This window comes from Candidatus Fukatsuia endosymbiont of Tuberolachnus salignus (assembly GCF_964030845.1).
Classification (GTDB): domain Bacteria; phylum Pseudomonadota; class Gammaproteobacteria; order Enterobacterales; family Enterobacteriaceae; genus Fukatsuia; species Fukatsuia symbiotica.
In genome coordinates, this window is the sequence record NZ_OZ034983.1 from 2,359,288 (window position 1) to 2,380,925 (window position 21,638).

The following is a 21,638-nucleotide window of genomic DNA, read 5'->3' on the forward strand; positions in this document are numbered from 1 at the left end:
AAACCTATCGTTTTTTTATTGCCACTCTTTTTACAAACAAAAGTGGTGGCCTTGTGAGTGGGCATAATTTTTACCAGGAATGTTAATGATGGAAAATAAATCAGGATCACTGGATTTAAATTGCAAAAGGGTAAAAAACCAACCTTTTGGTGTAGTATTACATCCACAGAATGACGGGCAAAAGGTCATGACGCTCTCCGTCAACAGATTACGCACCCTGGCACGTAGTCATCACTTGGTGGTACTGCGTGGTTTTACTTCGGATTTCGCCGACGCGGAAGTATTAGCCGAGTATGCCAAGATGTGGGGTGAGATTATGATGTGGCCGTTTGGCGCAGTACTGAACGTAATAGAGGATCAGCACGCGACAGATCATATTTTTGATAATAGCTATGTCCCATTACACTGGGACGGGATGTACAAATCGACTATTCCTGAATTTCAGTTGTTTCACTGCGCCGCCGCTCCTGCGGCTAACGAAGGAGGACGCACTACTTTTGTTGATACCAGCTTAATGATTGCTAATGCCAGTGAGCAGGTATTGGCACAATGGAAGGCGGTATCTGTCACTTACCGAATTGCACAGGTCGTGAATTACGGTGGTACATTATGTTCGCCTCTATTGGTTAAGCACCCCACCGGGAAGGGTATGATTATGCGTTACAATGAACCTCCGGTTGAAGGGAAAAAATTTCTCAATCAGCACACACTGGAATATCATGGAATAGCGCCAGAGCAACAAGCAGAATTCCGCCGGGTATTACATAAAAGTTTGTACGATGTGCGCCACTTCTATGCGCATCACTGGCAAAAGGGAGACGTCGTGATCGCTGATAATTTTTCGTTATTACATGGACGTGAAGGCTTCACTCACTGCTCTACGCGCCATTTGCAACGTGTACATATTCAATCCAGCCCTCCGTGCATCAACCAGGCCCTGAAATTGTAAGAACCCTATTCGAAATCTTTTTCATAACCTACTATAGCAGAACGCTTCTATTCTAATTATAGCATAAAGATGAATCGTGTCGTATATTTATACTGAATAGTATTCAGTATGTAATCAAAATTAAACCGTACCGCTATACGTAGTGTGAATGGATACATGACGTGAAATATTACATAATCAATTCACGAAAAATAAAATAGTTATTCCATTAAATCATCTTTATATTTTAAAAGTATTTAACTTATCGATGAAATAATGAAAAATAATGTTAAACAATGATTACTATGATGCATTCCAAAAAAAATAAATTTATATTAATTATAAATTTAAGATGAAAAGGGAGTGAAGTCATTATGAGTCATGTTCATTCTGTATCAAAAGAAATACAAGATGGCCGAAAATGGAAATCAGGTTCATCACCAGAGCGAGGGGATCCCTCCGATAGACAGGGTGAACTCACACTCACATTCAAATATCTGACGCCAAATTATCAAGGTAGAGCACACTACGATGGCGATCAATATTATACTAATTTGACCACTTTCACAGATCAACAACGAGAAATGACCCAATCTGTTCTTAATGAGATTGCAGATCTAACGGGTTTAGAGTTTCGCATGGTTGAAAGTGCTCAACCGAGCAATTTAACCTTTGGTAATTTCCTCTCTCCAGGTAACCCTATAAAAGGGTATGCTTTCTATCCCAACCCTCCCAATCCCAGTCCAGTGTGGATAAATTCTGAAAATCTGAGTAATTTTAAAAAGACGATTATTCATGAAATAGGGCATGCTCTTGGGCTGAAGCACACTAATAGTCTTGCTAATCCTAATAGTGTGATGTCGTATGACTTTTCTGTAGACGAATTACAGCTTGCTGATATTGTCGCTTTGCGGGCTTTGTATGGTCATGACACCGATCCGCGGGCAGCAGAACGAATACAAAAGCGGCTACAGGCACGGGATCAGCAGAATCAACAGAGGCAGGAAGAAGAGCAAAAACGGCTGGAAGTGCAACGGACAGAGGAAATTAAACGGGAGCAGAGAGCACAGGAAGTACGGAAAGCACGAGAGCTCGAATGGCGAGAGCATCACCGGAAATTGCGGGAACAGCAAGACCTTGCCATGGAAATACGCCGACAAGCGTCGCATAAAAGAGAAGAGCTTGTAAAAAAGAAGGCGCAAACAGATGAAGAAGAACGGGCACAGAGACGGGCACGGGCAATCGCAGAGGTAGAGGCACAGAACAGGAAACAAGCACTGGAAAATGCACGAATAGAACGGGAACATAACGAGCGATGGGCAGAGGAATTGAAACGACGTGAACGGGAAAAACAGGAATATGAGGAAAAATTGGCAAGTATAAAGCAGCAGCAGGAACAGCGAAGACAGCAACATGAAGAGCAATCTGCAAGAAGAGAAGCAACTCTGCAAAGAGAACGGCAAAGCGAAGGGTTAAGAAGAGAAGAAATCGCACAGCAGGAGGCACAAGCATACAATGAACGGGTACAGAGACGCTCACAAGAAAGAGCAGAGAGAGAGGAGAAAGACAGAAGACTGGAACACAGGAAACAAGTTGAGGAACAGGCCCGAGTAGAACGGGAAGATAATGAACGATGGGCAGAGGAACTGAAACGACGGGAATGGGAAAAACAGGAATATGAGAAAGAATTGGCACGTATCAAGGAGCAGAATGAACAGATAAGACAGCAACATGAGGAGCGATCTGCAAGAAGAGAGGAAACATGGCAAAGGGCACGCTTAGGAGATGAGGTAAGAGAAGTACAGTCTGAGAAACGACGTATAAGAGTCGTGAATCGACAGGATGAGGTACAAGAAGTACAGCCTGAGAAACGACGTATAAGAGTCATGAATCAGGCACGGGTAAAACCAGAAAATTATCAGAAAAAATTTACCTTATTGGGGATAGAAGATGCCGAATTTTCTTCTATTTCTATTGATGAAACACGTGGCGTTATCCGTGTTGATGTGATTGCCGCAACGGCACATGATTATTTCAGTAATCAGACTTATGCCAGCATTCAGGTTAAAGATAAAGAGGGAAGGATTGTTTTTTACAAAGAAATAAAAGGCACTGATGCTGAACTTTCACGTGTTGATACCCATTTTCGTGAGGGCTATCAATTGGAAATTTATCACGCTGAAGCAGAAACCCGTTTAGCGTCATCCTCTGACATGAAAGGTATCTCCGTTTCAACTTCGAAAACAAATAATTTTACTATGACAGCGACGGGTTTGGAAAGGATCCTACCTTCACATCAATTTACTTTCCTAGACAGAAGTAATTGGAAATTTGCTTCCCTTTCTGTGGATGCAACTAAGGAAATCATGAATATTGATGTCAGCAAACCATTACTTGATGACTATTTCAGGGATCATCTTTACGCCAGTATTCAGATTAAAAATACACAGGGTGAAGTTATTTTTAATAAAGAAATAAAAGGCATTGATAGAGAAGTTTCGCGTGCTGAGATCCCTTTCGCTCAAGGGTATCAATTAGAAATATACCACGCAGAAGCAGAAAACCGTTTAAAAATATTTTCTGATAATAACGTGATTGGCGTTAATTCAAGAACCAGTACGTTTATCATGACATCCACCGGTTTAGAAAAGCAGACGTTTTCACTTCAGCCAGAACAGCACAATACAACAGCAAAGATGGCTCAGGTGATGTCTACCTTTCCCTCTTCACGTTCACATGCTGTTTCGGTGCAACCGGGTAATACAGCCTACGAGAAATACAATCAACGTATTATAGCGAGAGCAAGCCGGTTATCATGATTTTCTGAAAACGAGATATATTCATTTCGCCAAATAAAAATAGAGATGTTATAAGAAAATATAACATCTTATCAGTATTAATTCTGAGTCTCTCTAAAAAATATTATTTTAATAAAAATTTATTCTGTCTGTTTATTATTTTTATATAAAAATTTTTTGTAAATAAATATAAATAGAAAGCGAAAAAAATGAATGGAATATATATTATGAGCGAGATTGGCGCATTAGCAAAGAGTCTAGAGCACACACAAAAATGGGATAAAAATCCTTATAAAGAGCGGGTGCTCACTTATCGATTTTTTAAGCCAAAATATAACGGAAAAACTACTGAAGGCCATACCAATTTAACCACGTATACCGACGAACAAAAAAGGATCGCAAAGTCTGTTCTTGATGAAATTGCGCAAAAAACCGGTCTAGAATTCCGTATAGCACAAGATGATGAAGCAGGCAATCTGGTTTTTGCTAATTACGATAGCAAGGGTTCGTTTGCTCCCGGTGGTTATGCTGATTACCCCCCGCAGTCTGGGACTAGCCAAATTTGGACGAATTTTGATGACATGTACAGATTCAATCGACTCATTCGCCATGAGATAGGACATGCGCTTGGGTTGCTCCATGCCCCGGACACCTCGGATCCCAACAGTGTGATGTCTTATAACCATGTTGTCGAAGAATTACAACCTGCTGACATTTTAGCATTACAGAATCTGTATGGCCGTGACACAAATGATAACACAGATGATAAACGTAGATTGAAGCGTGGTACACACATCAGGCGCTGCGGTACAGAGAGGTTTATACCGCCGGAAAACTATCAGAAAAAACTCACATTACGTGGGGCTGATGATCAAGAATTCGCTTCTTTTTCTATTGATAAAGAAAATAGCATGTTACGTTTGCACCTTAATAAAAAATTCAAACATGGTTCTTATTATACAATCATCTCTATTGCAAATAGAAAAGGCGCGATTGTTTTTCAGAAAAATATAAAAAAAAATAACAGAAAATATTCACGGTATGAAATACCGTTCAGTGACGGTTATCAGATAAAAATAGTGGAATTAGCGAAAGAATCAGAGGATCGTCTAAGGATATCAAATGGTGTTACCGGTATGACAGAAGTCCTGGGTGAAGAAACGAATTTTTTGATGACCGCGACGGGTTTACAAAAGCAGGCAGTAGGTCATGAGATAAAAAATCAAACAAGTGAAGAAAGTCATATTAATGATGTCGCGGAAGGGCTTAAAGGTGGATCTAAGTGGAATAAAGAAGCGCATCAAGAGCGTATTATACTCCGTTATCAATATCCTACTCCGCAATATGACGCTACAACATCAAAATATAATTACACGAACTTGACGGGTTATACCGATGAACAAAAAGAGATCACAAAGTCTGTTCTTGATGAAATTGCAGAAAAAACCGGTCTAGCGTTTTCCCAGGTTGCCAATGATCAAGATGCTGACCTTAGCTTTATCAATTACAACACTCACGGCGAAGGGGCAAATGCGGGTTTTACTGATTATTTACCTGCTTCGCAAATGAGTACTATTGGGACGGATACCTTCAATCATACCAACCGTGAAATTTTTAGAAGCCTAGTCAGTCATCAAATAGGGCACGCTCTGGGGCTAAATCATTCTTCTTTTCATCCCCGTCACGATAGTGTTATGTCAAATTCCCTAGATATAGCAAGATTACAACCTGTTGATATATTAGCGCTACAGAAATTATACGGTGTTAATAAACCGGTACCAGAGCCAAAATTGGGTGTAGAAAGTTTGGTGCAAGAGATGTCTGCTTTTGTTTCTTCACCGGGAGAACGGGTGCCAGCACATCAGGATCAGACGGAGCAATACAATAAAGCATTTCACTTAACGAAACCGACTCCCTTTTAATCATTTTTCTTTCACTTCTATAGTCGGCTTTTTGCAAGACCGTACGCAGAATTACGCGGTATATACGAGTACATGAGGATTGCGAGCACCACGTAATGCAGAATTCGCAGCATGTATTTGCAAACACAGACAGCTGAGCGATTTAATTTTTGTTACCTAACGGATACATTGAGGAGTAAATCTACGGAGTGGCTGATATTTGTGTGCTGATCAAAATTAAATTGCGTCGTTATAGTAGGTTTTGCAATAAGTCTATTGCCGACTGGGGTTGCGAAGCACCTAGATTGGGCGCTTGTATTTTGCATACAGTTGGCATAGACTGCGCCACATTCGGCTTATTTTCGTCTATTTCTCAGTTAATGTGACGAACCCTCCCAGAGCCGATTCGTGTGACTTAATCTATTTTCTTCCTTGCTCACTATTCACACCAACATTTACGCTAATTAATAGGGAAATTGATATGCTATTTGAATTTGATGTAGAGCGCATACTTGACCAAACTGCTCAACGCGCATTCGTTATCAGCCTTCTAAGAAACATTCATGTCAACAGTGATTATTATCAACAGAATATATTTTATAAAAAATTTATCAACATCAAGAACTGCTATGAAAATCTAACGTCTGAGCAAACCACCTCAGAAGAAATGTTATTATTGCTACAGCTGCTTGATTCATTGAAAGAGAATTCCGATATATTTATCGATGAAAAAAATAAAATAATAAAAAAAAATAAATTAACTGATGTGATCCACTTGCGAATGGAAGCAATTAAAGAAACCGTGGATAAAAAAATACATTTTATTTGCCTAGTAAAAATAACTGAAATACAAAAACAATATATCGATCTGTGGATAAAACATAATCCAGATTATGAAATAAATATCTGGGTTGATAATACGGCTGCTTTAGCCTGGGAGCTGGCACTGCGTTTACAGAACGAGGCGAGTAAAGCAGCACTTACTACGCTCACTATCGGAACAGGTGAGCTTTATTCCTTATCTAAAGAAAACCGGATCATAAAGCAAAATCAGGCTTATCAAACCATTAAAACCTCTATGGAGACCCATTTTTTTAGTTTTGATCAAGCCACCTCAGAATTTCTACAAAATGAAAATTTAGCAACAAAAGATGCACTGAGACAAATCAAACGAAAAAATGAAAAAAGCATTGAGGATGCATTGAGTGAGCTGCAAAGCCGCAATCCTACAGCCAAAATTTATCGATTAAACCTACGCAACTTATCGCAACTTTTACCTGATATCTCGACTGAGACTGTCTTTTATCTTGTTCCGGATACGGATAATACACAAACGCAGCCAGATAAAAAAGAAAGCGAATGGTACATTAAAGAGTTGGCGTTACGCGGCAACCTAGCCGCGGCCAGCGATATTTGTCGCCTGTTGATACTGCAAGAATATGGCGGGATTTGTTTGCATACTGACCTGTTGCCCGCAATAAATACAACGTTGTTTAGCGCGCTTATCGACAGCACAGCGGAAGACCCAGAGGGCGCTGAAAGTCAACGGCGCATTGTCAATGTTATTTTAGAACAACAGAAACAAACGGGGAATATGCCGGAAGCGCAAGAGATGGAAGGCAATCAAGTTGTTGCTCCTCTTTTTGTCAGCAAGATAAAAGATGTGCTTGCCAGAGCGCATGAACAAAATATTCCTCTCTTCAAATCGCTTAACGAATTGAAAGTGGATCCCTATTTTCAATGTCAGTATGACGCGGGCTATAACCGGGCAGTGGTCGCGAAAAGGGACAGTTTATGCATCAAAAAGATGCTAGACAATCTCAATAAGGGTCATTTGCTCATTAAACATAGCCTTTACAGCATTGACCGGTTAACCCTGATCGAATGGAACCCTGAATTCGCTCAAACAGCCCTCAAGCAACGGCTAGTGGAATTATCGTTGCGGTTTGATGCGAGTGTATTGGTTCAGTATCGTGATGACAATATTGCCCACAAGGGGAAACATGCTCGTTCAAGCGATGAACTGACCGGGAGCCGTGCTTATGACTATGCTTGTGCCGATTTGTATAATCAGGTCGAGATTGAACGCACTAAAACACTCATGGCATCCGAACAACCTTTTATCAATGTGTTCTTTTTAACCGAAGAAACTTATCAATCACATTTATCAGGGCCGATGCACGACAACAGCCTGCTCATTAACCGCCCGTGCTACGATCAGCAATACATTATCCAGCTCTACGCCAACACAGCAGCGCTAGCAGCCGCTAATTTCCTCTATCAGCAAAATCCTCTGTTAAGTATTTGGTATTGCTATGATCCCAGCACACAACAATTAGCCAAAGTTGCTGGCACTGAATACCTTGGCGACCACCGAAAAAAAAGAATTATTTTGGTGGATAATAGAATGGAGAACAACAGCGCCGACCTCAACATCGATGGAAAAATAATCGCTAATTTACTGCTTCATAAACCGCTATTCATTAATCAACCACTATTGAGAAACCGCGACATCATTACGCAATTGAGCCTCATGGTTACTGAGTTTTCAATCGTTGAATTTACGGAAACAGTTAAATTTTTAGAAAAAGATATTAAGCAGCCCGGCGAAAATTTTCAGCCGCCCCGTTTTATTGTTGATTTTTGTGCTGTTCTTACTGAAAAAGAAGTAGAAATAAAACGCACAATAATCCAGGAAAAACTCATTACTGTTGATACCATCGGCTTGAAATGGACAGGTACGGCAACATCATCAGGCATGACATGGAATTTGACACAACCTGGCGACAAAAAAATCATTATCAATAATAATGAAGAAGATGATCAAAAAACGTTACTCTCTCACCCCTTAGAAAAATACCTTATTGATCCCAATAAAATCGTTACTGCCTTCCAACCAGAGCCTTTTACACTAGGTTACATCACTAAGACACCTATCATTCATCAGGAAAAGCTATCCGCCTGCTGGATTCATGAAGGCACCGCCCAGGCACTGTTGGACAGCGGACAACAAGGTGCACTGTTAGTGTCTGCCGATAGCATGGTATTACTGGTTGCTATGGGGGGAGGCGGGGGAGAAATCATTATTTTTGATCGCCAACTCGCTAAGATAGCACTCCTGATGGAGGCATTAACCAGCTCACTATTAAAGAAGAATTACACCGCTTGGTTTGATTCGCTGAATCTTTCCAACGGAAAATTAGCATTGCAATCTTTGATCAACAAACTATTCCATGATCCTCAAGTCGCTTTTGAGCGGCTACAAAGTCGGGTACGTCACAACCAATTTACGTTTTACCATATAGATTTAGCTAAAAATAAAAACACACGGGACATCAACAAAATATTACAAAAAATGTACAGTAAAAGCGACATTATTTCCGCCATTTATCTAGGAAATATTGATGATATTATTTTTTCAGATCGTCAAAAAGTAATAAAGAATAGCATGGAATTAAATATTACAACGATGGCGTCTACTATTTATGATATTAATAATTTTCTTAAACTTTTACCTAAAAACATTGCGCTTTATTATCATTCTTTTTATATCACTGATTATAATACAAAAACATTCTCTACTAAAATAAATAGATTACAAGACAATTATAGCAAGATTAAATATATAGAACGCATTAAACAATCAAAAGCGGACTATATTAGCAATAATGTTTCCCCTTACATTTTATCATTCGCTGCTAATCAGATAAAAATTGCAGGTAGACTTGGAGATGAATGGATAGCGATGTTATCAGATATCCGCTACTACCCATTGGAAAAAAAATATAGAATACCCTACCTGAATATTAAAAATCTTGTTGAAGTAAAAACATTAGAAACAACCAATCAAATTTTTACTGCCATCAACCCATTATTAGACAAGTCAACAGCAATCATTCGGCAATTTTGTCGATTTGGCAATGGACAATTACCAACTAAGCACTTGAATAAAAAAAGTATATTGACAATATAGAAAATAAAGCTGATTTTACTACATCGGTATATCAATTTGGAGATGATATTGATACGGGGATTAATAATATTAGCCGAATATTTATTGATTTAAGAAAAGCGCTCGATATCTATTTCGCTCTATCTGTTCCGATAGATATTAACAACGTGTCCAACACCGCCGATACCGCAACTGATATACAATTAACATTATTTAGAGAGGGTAAACTCAGTAAAATTCCAGAAAGAATGAAAAGTGTTAACCGTTTTTTTAACATGGTGAGTAGAACAAACAATAAAAAAACCGAAATCATGGCTTCTCGATTAGCCAGAAAAAATTTTGTACTGAATACTGATGAGTTAATCGAAACCAAAGAGCAAGAAAAACATCATCTTACTATGATACGGATCACAAATGATGTCATGAACACAGCTTTTAGCATCCCGGGTATTATTGCAACGGTAGTGCTATCCATAATTAACATTATGCTGACTGAACTTAGCCAATTTATGATGCATAAGACAAAAAATTCATTGGAAGATAGAGAAAATGTACAGGCTTGGGGGCACTATTTCAATCATATGAGTGAGGGATGGCAGCGGGGAGGATTTAGTCTTGAGAAAGGCGTTTTACTTCCGTCGGAAGGGGTTGTCATTAGCCAAATCGATCTACGAAAACACAACAATCCTACCGTACTGTTCGATAAACAGGGTCAACAAATACGAAAAATGCAAGATATTGGCATTCCTGTAGATATGAACACTTATATTAATTTACGTATATTAGAAGGCGTAGACGAAAAAAAAACCATCACTGATCTGCAAGACAACCCTAGTTTGAACAAATTTATCTTACCGGTCACACCGAAAGCCAATATGGAGCCTGTTTATGATTCCGTATTATTCCCCGTTTTGCAAACCTCACCTGAATTTAAAACCATGCGCGGCTTCGCGCAAAAAAATCCCGGATTTATCTTTGCAAAACAGATAAAAATAGGAGCGGGAATAATACCAGTATGGATGGCACTAACCAAGATAATATTTAGCTACAGTATGACGAAAATAGATATTTTATTAGGAAATGGTGACTATAAATTTATTGCGCCCGGTATTAGTGAAGATCAACAAGTAAAATATAATATATACAAAAAATATTTACATTATACGTTCTGTGCACCAGAAACAGGAGATGCTGTTGTGGTGTTAGGATTAAATAAAGTCCAAGCCAATGTCACAATAAAATGCAGTAATAATAAAGTAAAGTGGGTTATTGCTGCCAGCCATCTGTTCGGTATACAGGTGATCCTGACTGATTCAGTATTAAACTTTTATCGTCATCTACCGGACAAGGCATCGAATGAAACTCATAATAATAAAACGGAAGCCATTAATATTAATATTACTGACATCGAAAATACACAAATTATTATTCAACTACCTAGCGGTCTCTTTGAAGTCGATAGCAAAAACCTAAGGATAGTTCCATTACAGGTTAATGTACAAACCCTGCTGGATAATAAAGTTATTGCCAATAAAGATCATAGAACGGTAAAAAAATATCTGGCTGAATATACCAAAGGCATGAAAGAAATTATTAAATTACTGCGGATCAATAATTTTAATCCCATTGAAGAAGAACAAAGTAAATATTGTTTTTATTCTTTATGGCAAAACGATTTTATTTACACAAAAACCTCCGACAACACACTTTTTACGCATAAAATAAAACGCACTCATGTTGAGTTATTATTTAGCAATGAAAAATATGCCTGGTATAAGGGAAATATCTCAGTCATTATTCCACATCAGATTGATTATGATCAATTTTCTGCTCAAACCATAGTAGCCAGTATTTATACTTATCGTAATATCTGCTGGGTATCCGATTTTAATACTAAAGAGCTGATAAAAATCTACCTGCCTGTAAACTACAAAATGGATATAAAAGTAGTGAGGGCACAGATAGAGCAGGATATAGAACGGGATATAGATACATCTTTGTTAGAGCGCTTCAATTGGCAACGGTTGATAAAGATCTATTTTAATATACATCATCAAGTTGATACAGAATCCAGTAATATGCAGACAGAAGAGTATAAGTATAAATCTCCGGGGACACTAATCAATTGGCAAGTTTCTCCAGGTACTATTCGTTTTCAGCAGGAATACACTTATCTCAATCCAGGCTCTGACTTTTATCCTTCCCACACCGTTCAAGCTTTGCTTGACTATCTTATTGACACTGATGATATTGATAACAGCTTACAGCTCATTCAAGCCAGCGGGTTGCCAGAAAGTGTGCTAAATACGCTCTCAACAGAGAAAAGCTTTCGGGTGTTGACCGATCTTATCGTCAGACAGAGTGGCAGCGGTAACATTGATCCCATGTTGAATATTAATCCCCTACTTGACGAGGCCAGACCGCAGCTGCTACATAAAAGTCTGTCTCCAATCCGCGTACCCCAAACGGCGCTACTATCCATCAAAAAAACGCAATCCCAGCTGGTAGACGATCACCCCATAGAATCTTTTAACCATCAGCTAATATGGCCAGTACTGAGTGAGAGTTATGACCTAAATGAGAAAATTTCTGCCAAAATAGATGCCAGCATGATGAATAATGTCGATTATCTTATCAAGCCGGCGGGAAGAGCGCCGGTAGAAAAAAGCAGTGATAACCATCGTCACTATTATTTTTGGTCCCTCACCCCGCCAGCTGATCATCATCAACCGGTTAAATTGTATGTGCAACAAGACAACGACGATGCTAGAGAAATAGATCTGAGTGATTTCGGCCTGGATAACCAACAGGTATTAAGCATTCAGGATACACTGCTCAGCATAAGAAATGGGCTAATTTATCGTCTATCTGATCGTGATTCTCTTACCCTGGTCGGGGTAAGAAAGATTTGGCTCGAACAGCAGATAAATTGGCCGATCGCGCTACAACATTACGTAAGAACACAGCAAGATCGGCTACATGGTGTTTCAGCGCTGCCTGCCGGGCAAAAAAAAAGCGATTAAGGTAGGATCACATCTTACTCTGTTTGGCTTACTCATGGATGAGGAAGGGAAGCCACTGCACGCCTGGTATCAATGTGATGGAGAGCAATTTATTCTTTGCCAAAGTAGTTATTGGCAAAAACTGTGCTACCTGGGTATGGCACATGAGGTCAACGGCCAGCAAGGGGCCTGGATTTCAGCAGAAAATACTAGCGGAAAAAAAACGCTTGGCTACGTATCTACTCTGGATCCGAATCAATTAGCGGCTATTTTTAGCGGCAATCTATTGGCCAATAAAGCGCTAATCCCCCATCTGATCATACAGAGTATGGGCAACGTATTAGCGGAAAAAGATAAATTTTTAGCTTATATTATTCTGCAGGATAATGGCGATATAAAGGCGATTACTGAGGGCGGATTGATTTTTTATATCCGCAAGCAAGCTAACGGGTTCGATATCCTATTGTTATCCGCCACCGATAACTTCATTGATGGTTATTATCAAAACGAAATAGTAGACATCCCACAATTAAAACAAGATTTTAGCACACTCTGCCATTATTATGGTGTTCCCGAAGTAATACCAATGAATTGTAGAAATCAGCATCGAGGCTGGTATCACCCCGCCAGTCAAAAGCTGTTTATTATCCATGATGCCGATCGATTATATCGTTATCTTGGTTTTAACAAATGGGATAAATCGGCTTGGTTTATTCGTGCTGCTAGCGTATTTTCAAGCCAGCTATTACTTAAAATTTATGATAATGGTGGCCGGATCACTTTTCCAAACCAAAGCCCCTGTTACCAACGCTGGGATAATTTGCTGGTATTAAAAGCGGATCACGTGCTCAAGCTCACTGAGCAAGCACACGTAGAAATTGACGTACCGGCTTTATTAGTGATCATGACCGACGATCAGCAACACATGAGCTTTACGTTTAATGCCACCTTGTTTCATTACGCAGTGACTTATATTTGTAACATTACTACTAACAATCAGAAGAAAATATATTGCCAGTTCTCCGATAGCACTGATTTTTCTAAGATGCTTATCACCCGGGAACAGGAAGATTTGAGAGTGTTTGTTGGTGATAAACTACTGGTGGTTATTGGTGCGTTTCTAGAGGGTGAAGATGGCGAGACGGGTGGAAAAATACAATTTGTTTTTAACAACCAATACACAACAGCTAAAACACTGGCGACATACTATAGTGATAGGATCGGTGGAGTCGGTATGTTTGACAGCGATCAAACTGACAATATTTTGCTTCCTATTGTCGATTCACTGTTGCAAAAAGTAGCCGGTTAGTTATGCGGCGAATGCAGGAAATGGAGCCGCAAGATGACCGTCCATTGTCCGTTTATCTTCGCTTATATACAGGGCATGGTAATATTTCTCCAAGACGAGAAGAGAGATGCTAACATCAATTGGAGAACCCGCCGGCGGCAGACTATCGAGTGTGGTGCCATAGTATTCTGATAAGCCTGTCGCTGGCATAGCGATTCCTTTGAACATGAACTCAATATTATTCTTATCCGAAGCAAATAACATTAACAAGTTTTCTTCTACAATCACGCAAATAGACCAGCCTTTTTGTGAAATCAACGGCTTTTTTGGCGTATTCGGCATAATACATCTTAGCCTTCCTGGGTTAGTATGTGCCAGGTATATCATGGCGTAGCTAAATTTATCGATCTGAAAAGTAAAAGATTCATATTTAGCTTGGTTAAAAGGGGTGGTTATCAGTAAGGCTGGCACATCAACATTGATATAGTTATCTTCATCAAGCACTGAGACAGGGCCACTGTCCAAAATAAGGAGGAAGGAGGTGCGTTGGTATAATATGCCCTTATTCACTATTCTCTTTGCTAATCCACCATTTTGATCCATCTTTATCAAATCCCACTGTTCACCTTCTTGGCTGTTAAAATAAGCACAGTGATTTTTACTGTCATAGCCAAGATATTTATTCAAATTATGTATTTTTACATTTCCCGATCCATCCGTGGAAAAAGGTAAAAACAGTTTATTGCTGTCCGCGTGATACCAACCCTGCTGATCATTAGCTAACATCACTCTGATAACTTCAAAGTAGAAATAATATTGAATTAACTGGTTAAGCTCAGTTTGGAGAGTCAACCTATAGGTTTTCTGCCAAATAGCAGAATTAGGCGTGATTGCCGATAAATTTTCTTTCTTTGCCTGTGCTGTAGTAAAAACAGGCGTAACGGCTAATAACGTGGCTTTAAATTCTGCATTTTTTCTACTGATATACAGTAACAGTCCGTCAGTGGTTGTCCCTTTTATTACTCCTCTTTCTGGGCTAACTTGTATAAAAGAGAGGGGAGTGGCAGATATTCGCGAAATGAGTGTCATCAGACTCGGTATTTTTGTCGCATTTTTTAAGATTATTTTGTGAAAGCACACGCTTAATTCATCGATTGTCATGGAAGTAATGTAGCCTATTTCCTTCTGATGGTTGTCCTTAATTTTGACGATCCAAGCCCCGTTTTTGCTTTTACTGTCCATTTGCAGGTAAGTTATCTGTTGGTTTTCTTCGTTTTTACAAAGAATAAACTGCTTACTAGCAAAATCATACCAGGCAGATAGCGGTTTTATCCCGTCACTCTGTAGTAAGCCGGATAACGTTAGATAAGGGGCAATACCAATGGGTTTTGTTTGCCCTGGTGGCAGTGAAATCAAGCCTTCCATTCTTTCTGTCAGCTGATCAATATGTTTTTTAAAATAAACCCACCAATTATTTTGTTTCAATAACCAAGGTTGCCCTATTCCTGCCAATAAAATAGTGTGGTCATCGTCAAGGCCGTACAATAATCCGTTCACTGTATTAATAATCGCATTATCTATGCTCAATACCTGGTTATTATTTATATTAAAATCACTTAAACACATTTCTATTGCCGGATTTGTATCCTGTTGACTATATAATTTTAGAAAATTTCGGTGCTTATCGCTAATACACCAGAAATGGTAATGTTTGGTGCTGGTTTGTAGCTCGCCTTCCACAGCGACATTTTCATCGATAATTTTGGTTGTTGTTCCTGCGTAGCTAATGATCTCATTGGGATTATTGAGTACCGTATCAGGAAGACTTGCGTCGACATGCCCCTTTACCACTATGCTGCCTTGCAATGGCCATATGACGCCACGTCCTACGGAAAAAAGGGTATCTGTTTTAAGATTATCTATTGCTTTTACATTTTGTCCCGTTCCTGTCGAGGGATCCAGCTTACTATGGGGTAGAGGGCTGATCTCTGCATGGATATTGAGTTTCATGAAATGATGAAGTGTATTTAAATCCAAATTTTGGATAAGTTGATTTTGTATTTCTGGCGGTAAGTTATCAATTTCAGTCACTATCAATCCTTTTTCAGGATAACGGGTATCAATCTTGTATCTGATACCCAGATATTGCTTACCATTAGGCTGCTGATAGCGATAGCGTTGTTCAAAATTGATGTATCTGGTGATATCTTTGGGTTGATTGATGATGTTAATGGTAGATTGAGAAGGAAATTTTATCTGTTGTCGCTCAGCTTGATTTTGAGAATTAAGCACGTCGGGCAGATGACAGAAGGGGAGATAAATATGTTTCAGCCTATTGGTAGCAATTTCTGATACCCAAAAGAGATTTCGATAGCAGTAAAGATACTCCATGCCTTCAGACACTTCCTGTATCAACAAATCTCCCTTAAACCAAGCATACTCCTCGCTAAAAAAAAGGGTCTGGACATTGCTACGCCGGGTATTTTCAAATAGCGTACCTGGCTGGTTTTTGGTATGGACAAAATCTTCATTGTGTACGGAATAATAAACTTGATCGCTTTTTTCGTCACCAGTAAGGGAAAATTTTTGTATGGGAATGTAGAGCGGGAAAAAGCGTTTATCTTTAATCATTTGTTGCAAATAGCGTTTTACCAGTGTTGACTCTTTCATTGCCGGTGACATGCTCTTGGTCTTATTATCAGGATCAAGCTGGCGGATTAATGCTGGTGTTAATAAAAACATGAAATACTTGGCGTTAAACTCCCTGACAATTAACCGATTACTGTCGGTGGGATTGGTTGTCACCACGCCTAAGGGTACCTGAAAAGTAAATTGGGTGTTATTACGCTGGGTAACGTTGATGGCAATGACATTGATTTCACCTTGTGCATCCGGATCCTTGTCATATATCTCGTAGCCACCGGGGGTTGGACGTGCAAGCATATCGGAAAGATAGGAATGATTAGCATTGACGATCCAGGTGATATCAGGATTACTACGTTCGATGGTAATATCAGCCTGACCTCTATTCAGTACCAGGAAAATGGTCGCCTTTCCCTCCTCTGGGCCATATAGCCGATAATGCAAATAATTTTTGCATACAGACTCGCTAATTTTTTTATCTTTCTTAATCCCCGGAGCCATCACTTTATAAGTGTGATTACCGAAATAAACGTTGACATCTGTTTTTTCGTAGTGATATTTCAGATCGTTGATGACCATCCAGTCGATTCCCACAAATTCCTCAACTTCGTCTAAAACAGGCAAGAAATAGGGCGTGAAAGAATCCGGAGACTTGTGATATTCAAAAATAAAATGCGGATCCTGAGCAGCAAAGTCACGCATAGCGCCAAACTCGGCATCATTTCGCCATTCAACGAAGTCTGCTTCGGCATACGACGGATTAATTTTGGCACGGGGTGACCAAGGTAAAATGAGCGTTTTCAAGGCAGGTTGATGGGCGGCGGGGAGATTGGCGACCGTGATGAACTGGTTTTCGGCTATACCACTTAACTCACGCAGGTTGATGTAAGCGGCAGAGTCATTGCTGTCAGCAATCAGATCCTTTCCTTGGTCGGTTTTTTTGCGCATTTGCGCCCCTATTTCATCGAATATGACTCGAGGCGTTCGGATTTCTTCTAGGTGGATGGCTTTAATAACCGCTCCTTCTAATGGCACCAGTACTTCATGATTAACCACAGCAAATCCACCCCGCTCAAAACCTTTTTTGAGTTGGTTAAACCGCTCACCTAAAATTTGGGCAGTAGTGATATTATCAATATTTTCTCCCAGGATTTGACTCACTTTCTCACTTAACCTGGACAAACCATAACTTGCGCCAATAACTAACAGTAACGGGAAAAAGCCTTCTGTGGTGGCCATCAATTTCCAACTTACCGCGCTAAAAAGCACACCCACACTGTCGAATGCCATCCTGGTGATAGCAAGACTGCGTTGACGATCGTTGTTGGTGGTGTTTAATAGATAGAGATTAGGCAAAAAGCTTATGCCAGCCCCAATAAAACCGGCTGCTGTGGTAAATTCACCTAAATTTTGTATGGTTTTTGATTGGTAAAACTTCTCACTGTAGCCTAAAAAGGCATTAACCGTTCCAGGGAAGCGCTGTGATAACCATTTGGATTGAGCGATAGAGGGTGCCAATCTCTCAGCACCTTCGGCGAGAGTCGGCGTTAAACTGAGTAGGTTATTTATATCTGCCGCCACTGACATTTGGGTATAAAGTTTCATGGCAGGATCTTCCTCTTTACTGCCGGCGTAGATCGCGTGCTTTAAAAAACGATAAATAGACACAACGGAATCGTCAAAATTGGCGAAGCCACCCACTCCGCCCATACGCCCCAGGCTCCTGGCAATCGGTTCCTTTTTTCCGGTTAGTCGGTAATTTTGCTTAATTAATTCAGCATTTTTGTCTAAATAGATCCTCATTTCAGCAAAAATGGAGTTGTGAGTGGTAACATCCACCATTTTGTAGTTGGTTGTATTCAAATAGCTGATGGTGTATTTTTCATCCAACGTATTGTATTGCAGCGTTGAGAAGAGTATCACCCATTCTCCCGGTGCTAACCGATTATTCTGCAATGTCTCCTGATTGATACGTTTCCATGTCTGTTTACGTACGTAATTATCAGCAGTAACCAAGCTCGGGTAGGGTTCTCCCTGCCAATTAAGTTGCTGTGATCTTCGTATGTAATCATTATTGACATAGTCTTTCAGCGTAATGCGCTGACCCTGTTGTAAGCTGAACTTAGGATCCCACAACGAGTAATAATAACGCTTGAGTGGGGAATGAGGTGCTTGGCCGCTATTCTCCAGGCGGCTTAAATTGGTTTCGAGGTTTTCTAAACGGCGAGTAGCCCATTCTAATTGAGGAAGATTGCCTTTGTCTGCCTGTCTATTAGACAATAGCAGCGCCTCCAGACTCCCCAAAAAAATCGCCTTAATCGCGGTTTTACTTTTCATCTCCTTACATATTGCCATCGCACTGTCATTTTTGCCTAGATCGAGGTTGAAAAAGGTGGTGCGTTTGCCTCTTACTCGCCATTGCAGGCGCTTAAAGGCTTGATCTCGCGCTCTGGAGGTTGGAAAAAGGGTATTGACCAGCCGGTTGAATGCCGTTTTTCCGCAGCTAAAATCAAGTATTTCATACCAATCTGCGTAGGTTTTGATCTCAAGGCTCTGCTTCAAAGCTTGCATCACTGCAGCAATCCGGGAAAGGTTAGGATCATTAATGATGAACTCATGATCAACTTTACCCATCGCGGCGATTAATGCCATACTCTCGGCCACGGTTACCACGACACCTTGCTCCATCGCGCTTAATATTCCTTCAATCGTTGTTTGATCTATCCATCCGTCGAGCTTTGTCGGATCCTTCATCCATGTTACTTGTTTTGCGGGATGGATAATCTGTATCTCTATCACCGAACCGAGTCCAAAAATGGTTTGATTAGCGTCAACCAGAGTGATAACTTCATTGCGTATCACCCTACTCTCGCTAAGAGGCCGGGTTGCATAGGATACCGTCAATCCATTGGTCGATCGTGTGGCGATCACTTCTCGGCTATTCTCTGTCGCGCGATTCCAGTCGATTTCTGTTACTACGGAGTGATTTGCCCCCACTGTGGATAACCTACCCTGCCATTTACGGCCCATCCCATCGACAGTAAAGAGATTTTCTTGTACAACAATGTGATCGACCTTTATCTTACGATCAGGCTTATCAAAAGCATCATAGAGGCCCTCAATAGAGAGGGGCTGGGTGCCTTGTGCTGATCGCTGACAAGCTACAAGGGTCAGCTGTTCTATGGAGGTACTGATTGGTAGCATAGCCTTCAATAGTCCTACGATTTTTAGCTTGTGCAAGGTGGTGATGGAGGTTCCATTTCCTACCCATAGGATGTATTTACCTGCATTGACAGTCGCTACTGTGGCTGGTTGAAGGACGAGCTGATCTTTTACCTCATCGTAATAATACCAGTCGCTAACATCCCTATTTTGATTGTATAAAAACTCGGCGGCTTTTTTGCTTATCTCATCATTGTAGAGCTGTATAATGTATTGACCGCCGTACTGGGGAGCGTTGGCAAAAGGTTTAATATAGTGCATTGGTCCCATCAAATGAGATCGCGCGACCTCTTCGGTTAACAGGTTCACCGCACTGAAGGAAGGTGTATACCTTTTTTGAAAAGTATAAGGATTGGTCGGAAACACTTGATCACCTTGTGCATCCAGGGCCTCCTGTAATAGCTGTGAATACGTCAAATCATAGGCGGGCGTGCCCAAAAGCTCAGGGCTGGTTTGTGGATACTGATTGAAAATATCCCATCGATAATAAATAACCGCCTTAGCACTGATATGAAGACCTGCACGCTGCACATCTTCTGTAATCTTAGGGATGATGGGATGCCATAATGTTCGGACGGTTGTATCAAGACCGTGGTGATTATAGTCCTCAATGATCTTATAGGTCTTGGCAAAATTGGCTAACAATTGAGTAATAAAGGGATTGTCTTGTCTGTCGCTAAATTTTTGTACTGCCACGGCGTTGATATTACCATCAGCATAAGAACATTGAAAAAAAGGGTCGACCTTAACGTCACCCAGCCTTTTAAATAATGGGATCTGTTTCTTCAAGGCATCTTTGATCACTTGTTCTATTTTTGCTCGCTTTTTGGGAACGATAGAATAAATGGGATAGTCCTTGATCAATTTTGCACGCGCGGGGATTTGATTGGGGCTCTGATCGGTCTTTCCTAGTTCATCGAGGATAAGACTGGTAATTGCTGCAACACTTTGCGTCCCTTTAGGATCCTGGACCGTGGTTTGAATCAAGTTTTGGTGCCCAACATAGAAGAGTTTTTCGTTGATAGCGGGCAGCAAGTTAGTCGCCAAATAAATGCCCCCGTCTTTTTGCAACCGCTCTAGGCCGAGTATATCACTTGCGGTAACCATATTGCCCCGTAAGACCAGTTCCGTTAAGTAATGCGAGGACCAGGGAACAAGTGCCTCACCACTGGTAATGAGCTTGATATCTGTTTTTGGATTAGCCTTCTGCAAATTTCTATGGGCAGCTCCCATCCCCATTCTATTTGCGTAACCTATCTCTTCCAGCTCTTCAGCACTGCCTAACCTTCTATTTTGACAGTATGCTTTGACACAGTTATCAAAACTCGGTTTACCATCCCCCATATTGGTTTTTATATTTTTTTTTACGTAGCTAAAAGCCTCGTTTTGCCAGCGAAATAGTGTCGTTGGAAAGGTATTTCTTGAATCGTTCAATACTTCTTTGCTGGCCTGTTTTTGTATTCGTACAGCAAGCTCTTTTGCCAAAACCGCGTATTCATCCACATGGACCCTGATGGCATAATCTGGATTGGTTTGTATCCAAAGATTAATATAATCCCTCTGGATATCTGTTATTTCACACAGGCAGACAAAATGCAAAATTTTAGGCACGCGGGTCATTAGAGCGTTTTTACGTGCTAAAAGTATATTTGATAAGAAAGCATTATATCGTTTTTCACCTTTTTTATTATGAATAACAATCCATTTATCCAAGCAGTCCAGCATTTTAAATAAGAGTTTGGTTTCTTCTAATGACGATATAGGTTTCGTAAGGGACAAATAATTATTCCTGGCTTGGATAAATTTATGATAATTACCATTTTCTTTATTGTATTCCGTTTGATCTACAGTGATATTTTCTAGTTGCATCGCGACATTTTTGTATTCCATTTTGTTTTTGCTCC

Annotated in this window: 7 protein-coding genes; 6 read left to right on the plus strand and 1 reads right to left on the minus strand. The window is 40.2% G+C overall.

Annotation, left to right across the window (positions count from 1 at the left end; genetic code table 11):
* Positions 1 to 88: 88 nt before the first annotated feature.
* The 6 genes from AAHH42_RS11525 (at position 89) to AAHH42_RS11550 (ending at position 13,890) form a co-directional block, all read left to right on the plus strand.
* A complete protein-coding gene (locus AAHH42_RS11525; RefSeq protein ID WP_342222072.1) occupies positions 89 to 949 on the plus strand; it encodes a TauD/TfdA dioxygenase family protein in 861 nt (286 codons plus the stop codon).
* Positions 950 to 1,302: 353 nt separating this feature from the next.
* Complete coding sequence (locus AAHH42_RS11530) at positions 1,303 to 3,747, plus strand: putative mucin/carbohydrate-binding domain-containing protein (protein ID WP_342221171.1); 2,445 nt, start codon at positions 1,303 to 1,305, stop codon at positions 3,745 to 3,747.
* Between the two features lie 206 nt (positions 3,748 to 3,953).
* Positions 3,954 to 5,648 carry a M57 family metalloprotease gene (locus tag AAHH42_RS11535; RefSeq protein ID WP_342221172.1) on the plus strand — a complete coding sequence of 565 codons (1,695 nt, stop codon included), beginning with the start codon at positions 3,954 to 3,956 and terminating at the stop codon, positions 5,646 to 5,648.
* Positions 5,649 to 6,108: 460 nt separating this feature from the next.
* Complete coding sequence (locus AAHH42_RS11540; protein WP_342221173.1) at positions 6,109 to 9,600, plus strand: TcdA/TcdB catalytic glycosyltransferase domain-containing protein; 3,492 nt, start codon at positions 6,109 to 6,111, stop codon at positions 9,598 to 9,600.
* Positions 9,601 to 9,890: 290 nt separating this feature from the next.
* Positions 9,891 to 12,602 (plus strand): TcdA/TcdB pore-forming domain-containing protein, encoded by a 2,712-nt coding sequence (locus tag AAHH42_RS11545; protein WP_342221174.1) that lies wholly within the window; start codon positions 9,891 to 9,893, stop codon positions 12,600 to 12,602.
* On the plus strand, positions 12,559 to 13,890 hold the full coding sequence (locus tag AAHH42_RS11550) for a hypothetical protein (RefSeq protein ID WP_342221175.1): 1,332 nt from the start codon (positions 12,559 to 12,561) through the stop codon (positions 13,888 to 13,890). Before AAHH42_RS11545 ends, AAHH42_RS11550 begins: the two co-directional genes overlap by 44 nt.
* On the opposite strand, the gene AAHH42_RS11555 is transcribed toward AAHH42_RS11550, so the two are convergent.
* Positions 13,891 to 21,624, minus strand: a complete 7,734-nt coding sequence (locus tag AAHH42_RS11555; RefSeq protein ID WP_342221176.1) for a TcdA/TcdB catalytic glycosyltransferase domain-containing protein — start codon at positions 21,622 to 21,624, stop codon at positions 13,891 to 13,893.
* Positions 21,625 to 21,638 lie beyond the last annotated feature (14 nt).

Bases quoted from the DNA above. Each gene is read 5' to 3' on its own strand.
- AAHH42_RS11535 (WP_342221172.1), top strand. From the start codon at position 3,954: ATGAGCGAGATTGGCGCATTAGCAAAGAGTCTAGAGCACACACAAAAA.
- AAHH42_RS11530 (WP_342221171.1), top strand. From the start codon at position 1,303: ATGAGTCATGTTCATTCTGTATCAAAAGAAATACAAGATGGCCGAAAA.
- AAHH42_RS11545 (WP_342221174.1), top strand. From the start codon at position 9,891: ATGGCTTCTCGATTAGCCAGAAAAAATTTTGTACTGAATACTGATGAG.
- AAHH42_RS11540 (WP_342221173.1), top strand. From the start codon at position 6,109: ATGCTATTTGAATTTGATGTAGAGCGCATACTTGACCAAACTGCTCAA.
- AAHH42_RS11550 (WP_342221175.1), top strand. From the start codon at position 12,559: ATGGTGTTTCAGCGCTGCCTGCCGGGCAAAAAAAAAGCGATTAAGGTA.
- AAHH42_RS11555 (WP_342221176.1), bottom strand. From the start codon at position 21,624: ATGGAATACAAAAATGTCGCGATGCAACTAGAAAATATCACTGTAGAT.
- AAHH42_RS11525 (WP_342222072.1), top strand. From the start codon at position 89: ATGGAAAATAAATCAGGATCACTGGATTTAAATTGCAAAAGGGTAAAA.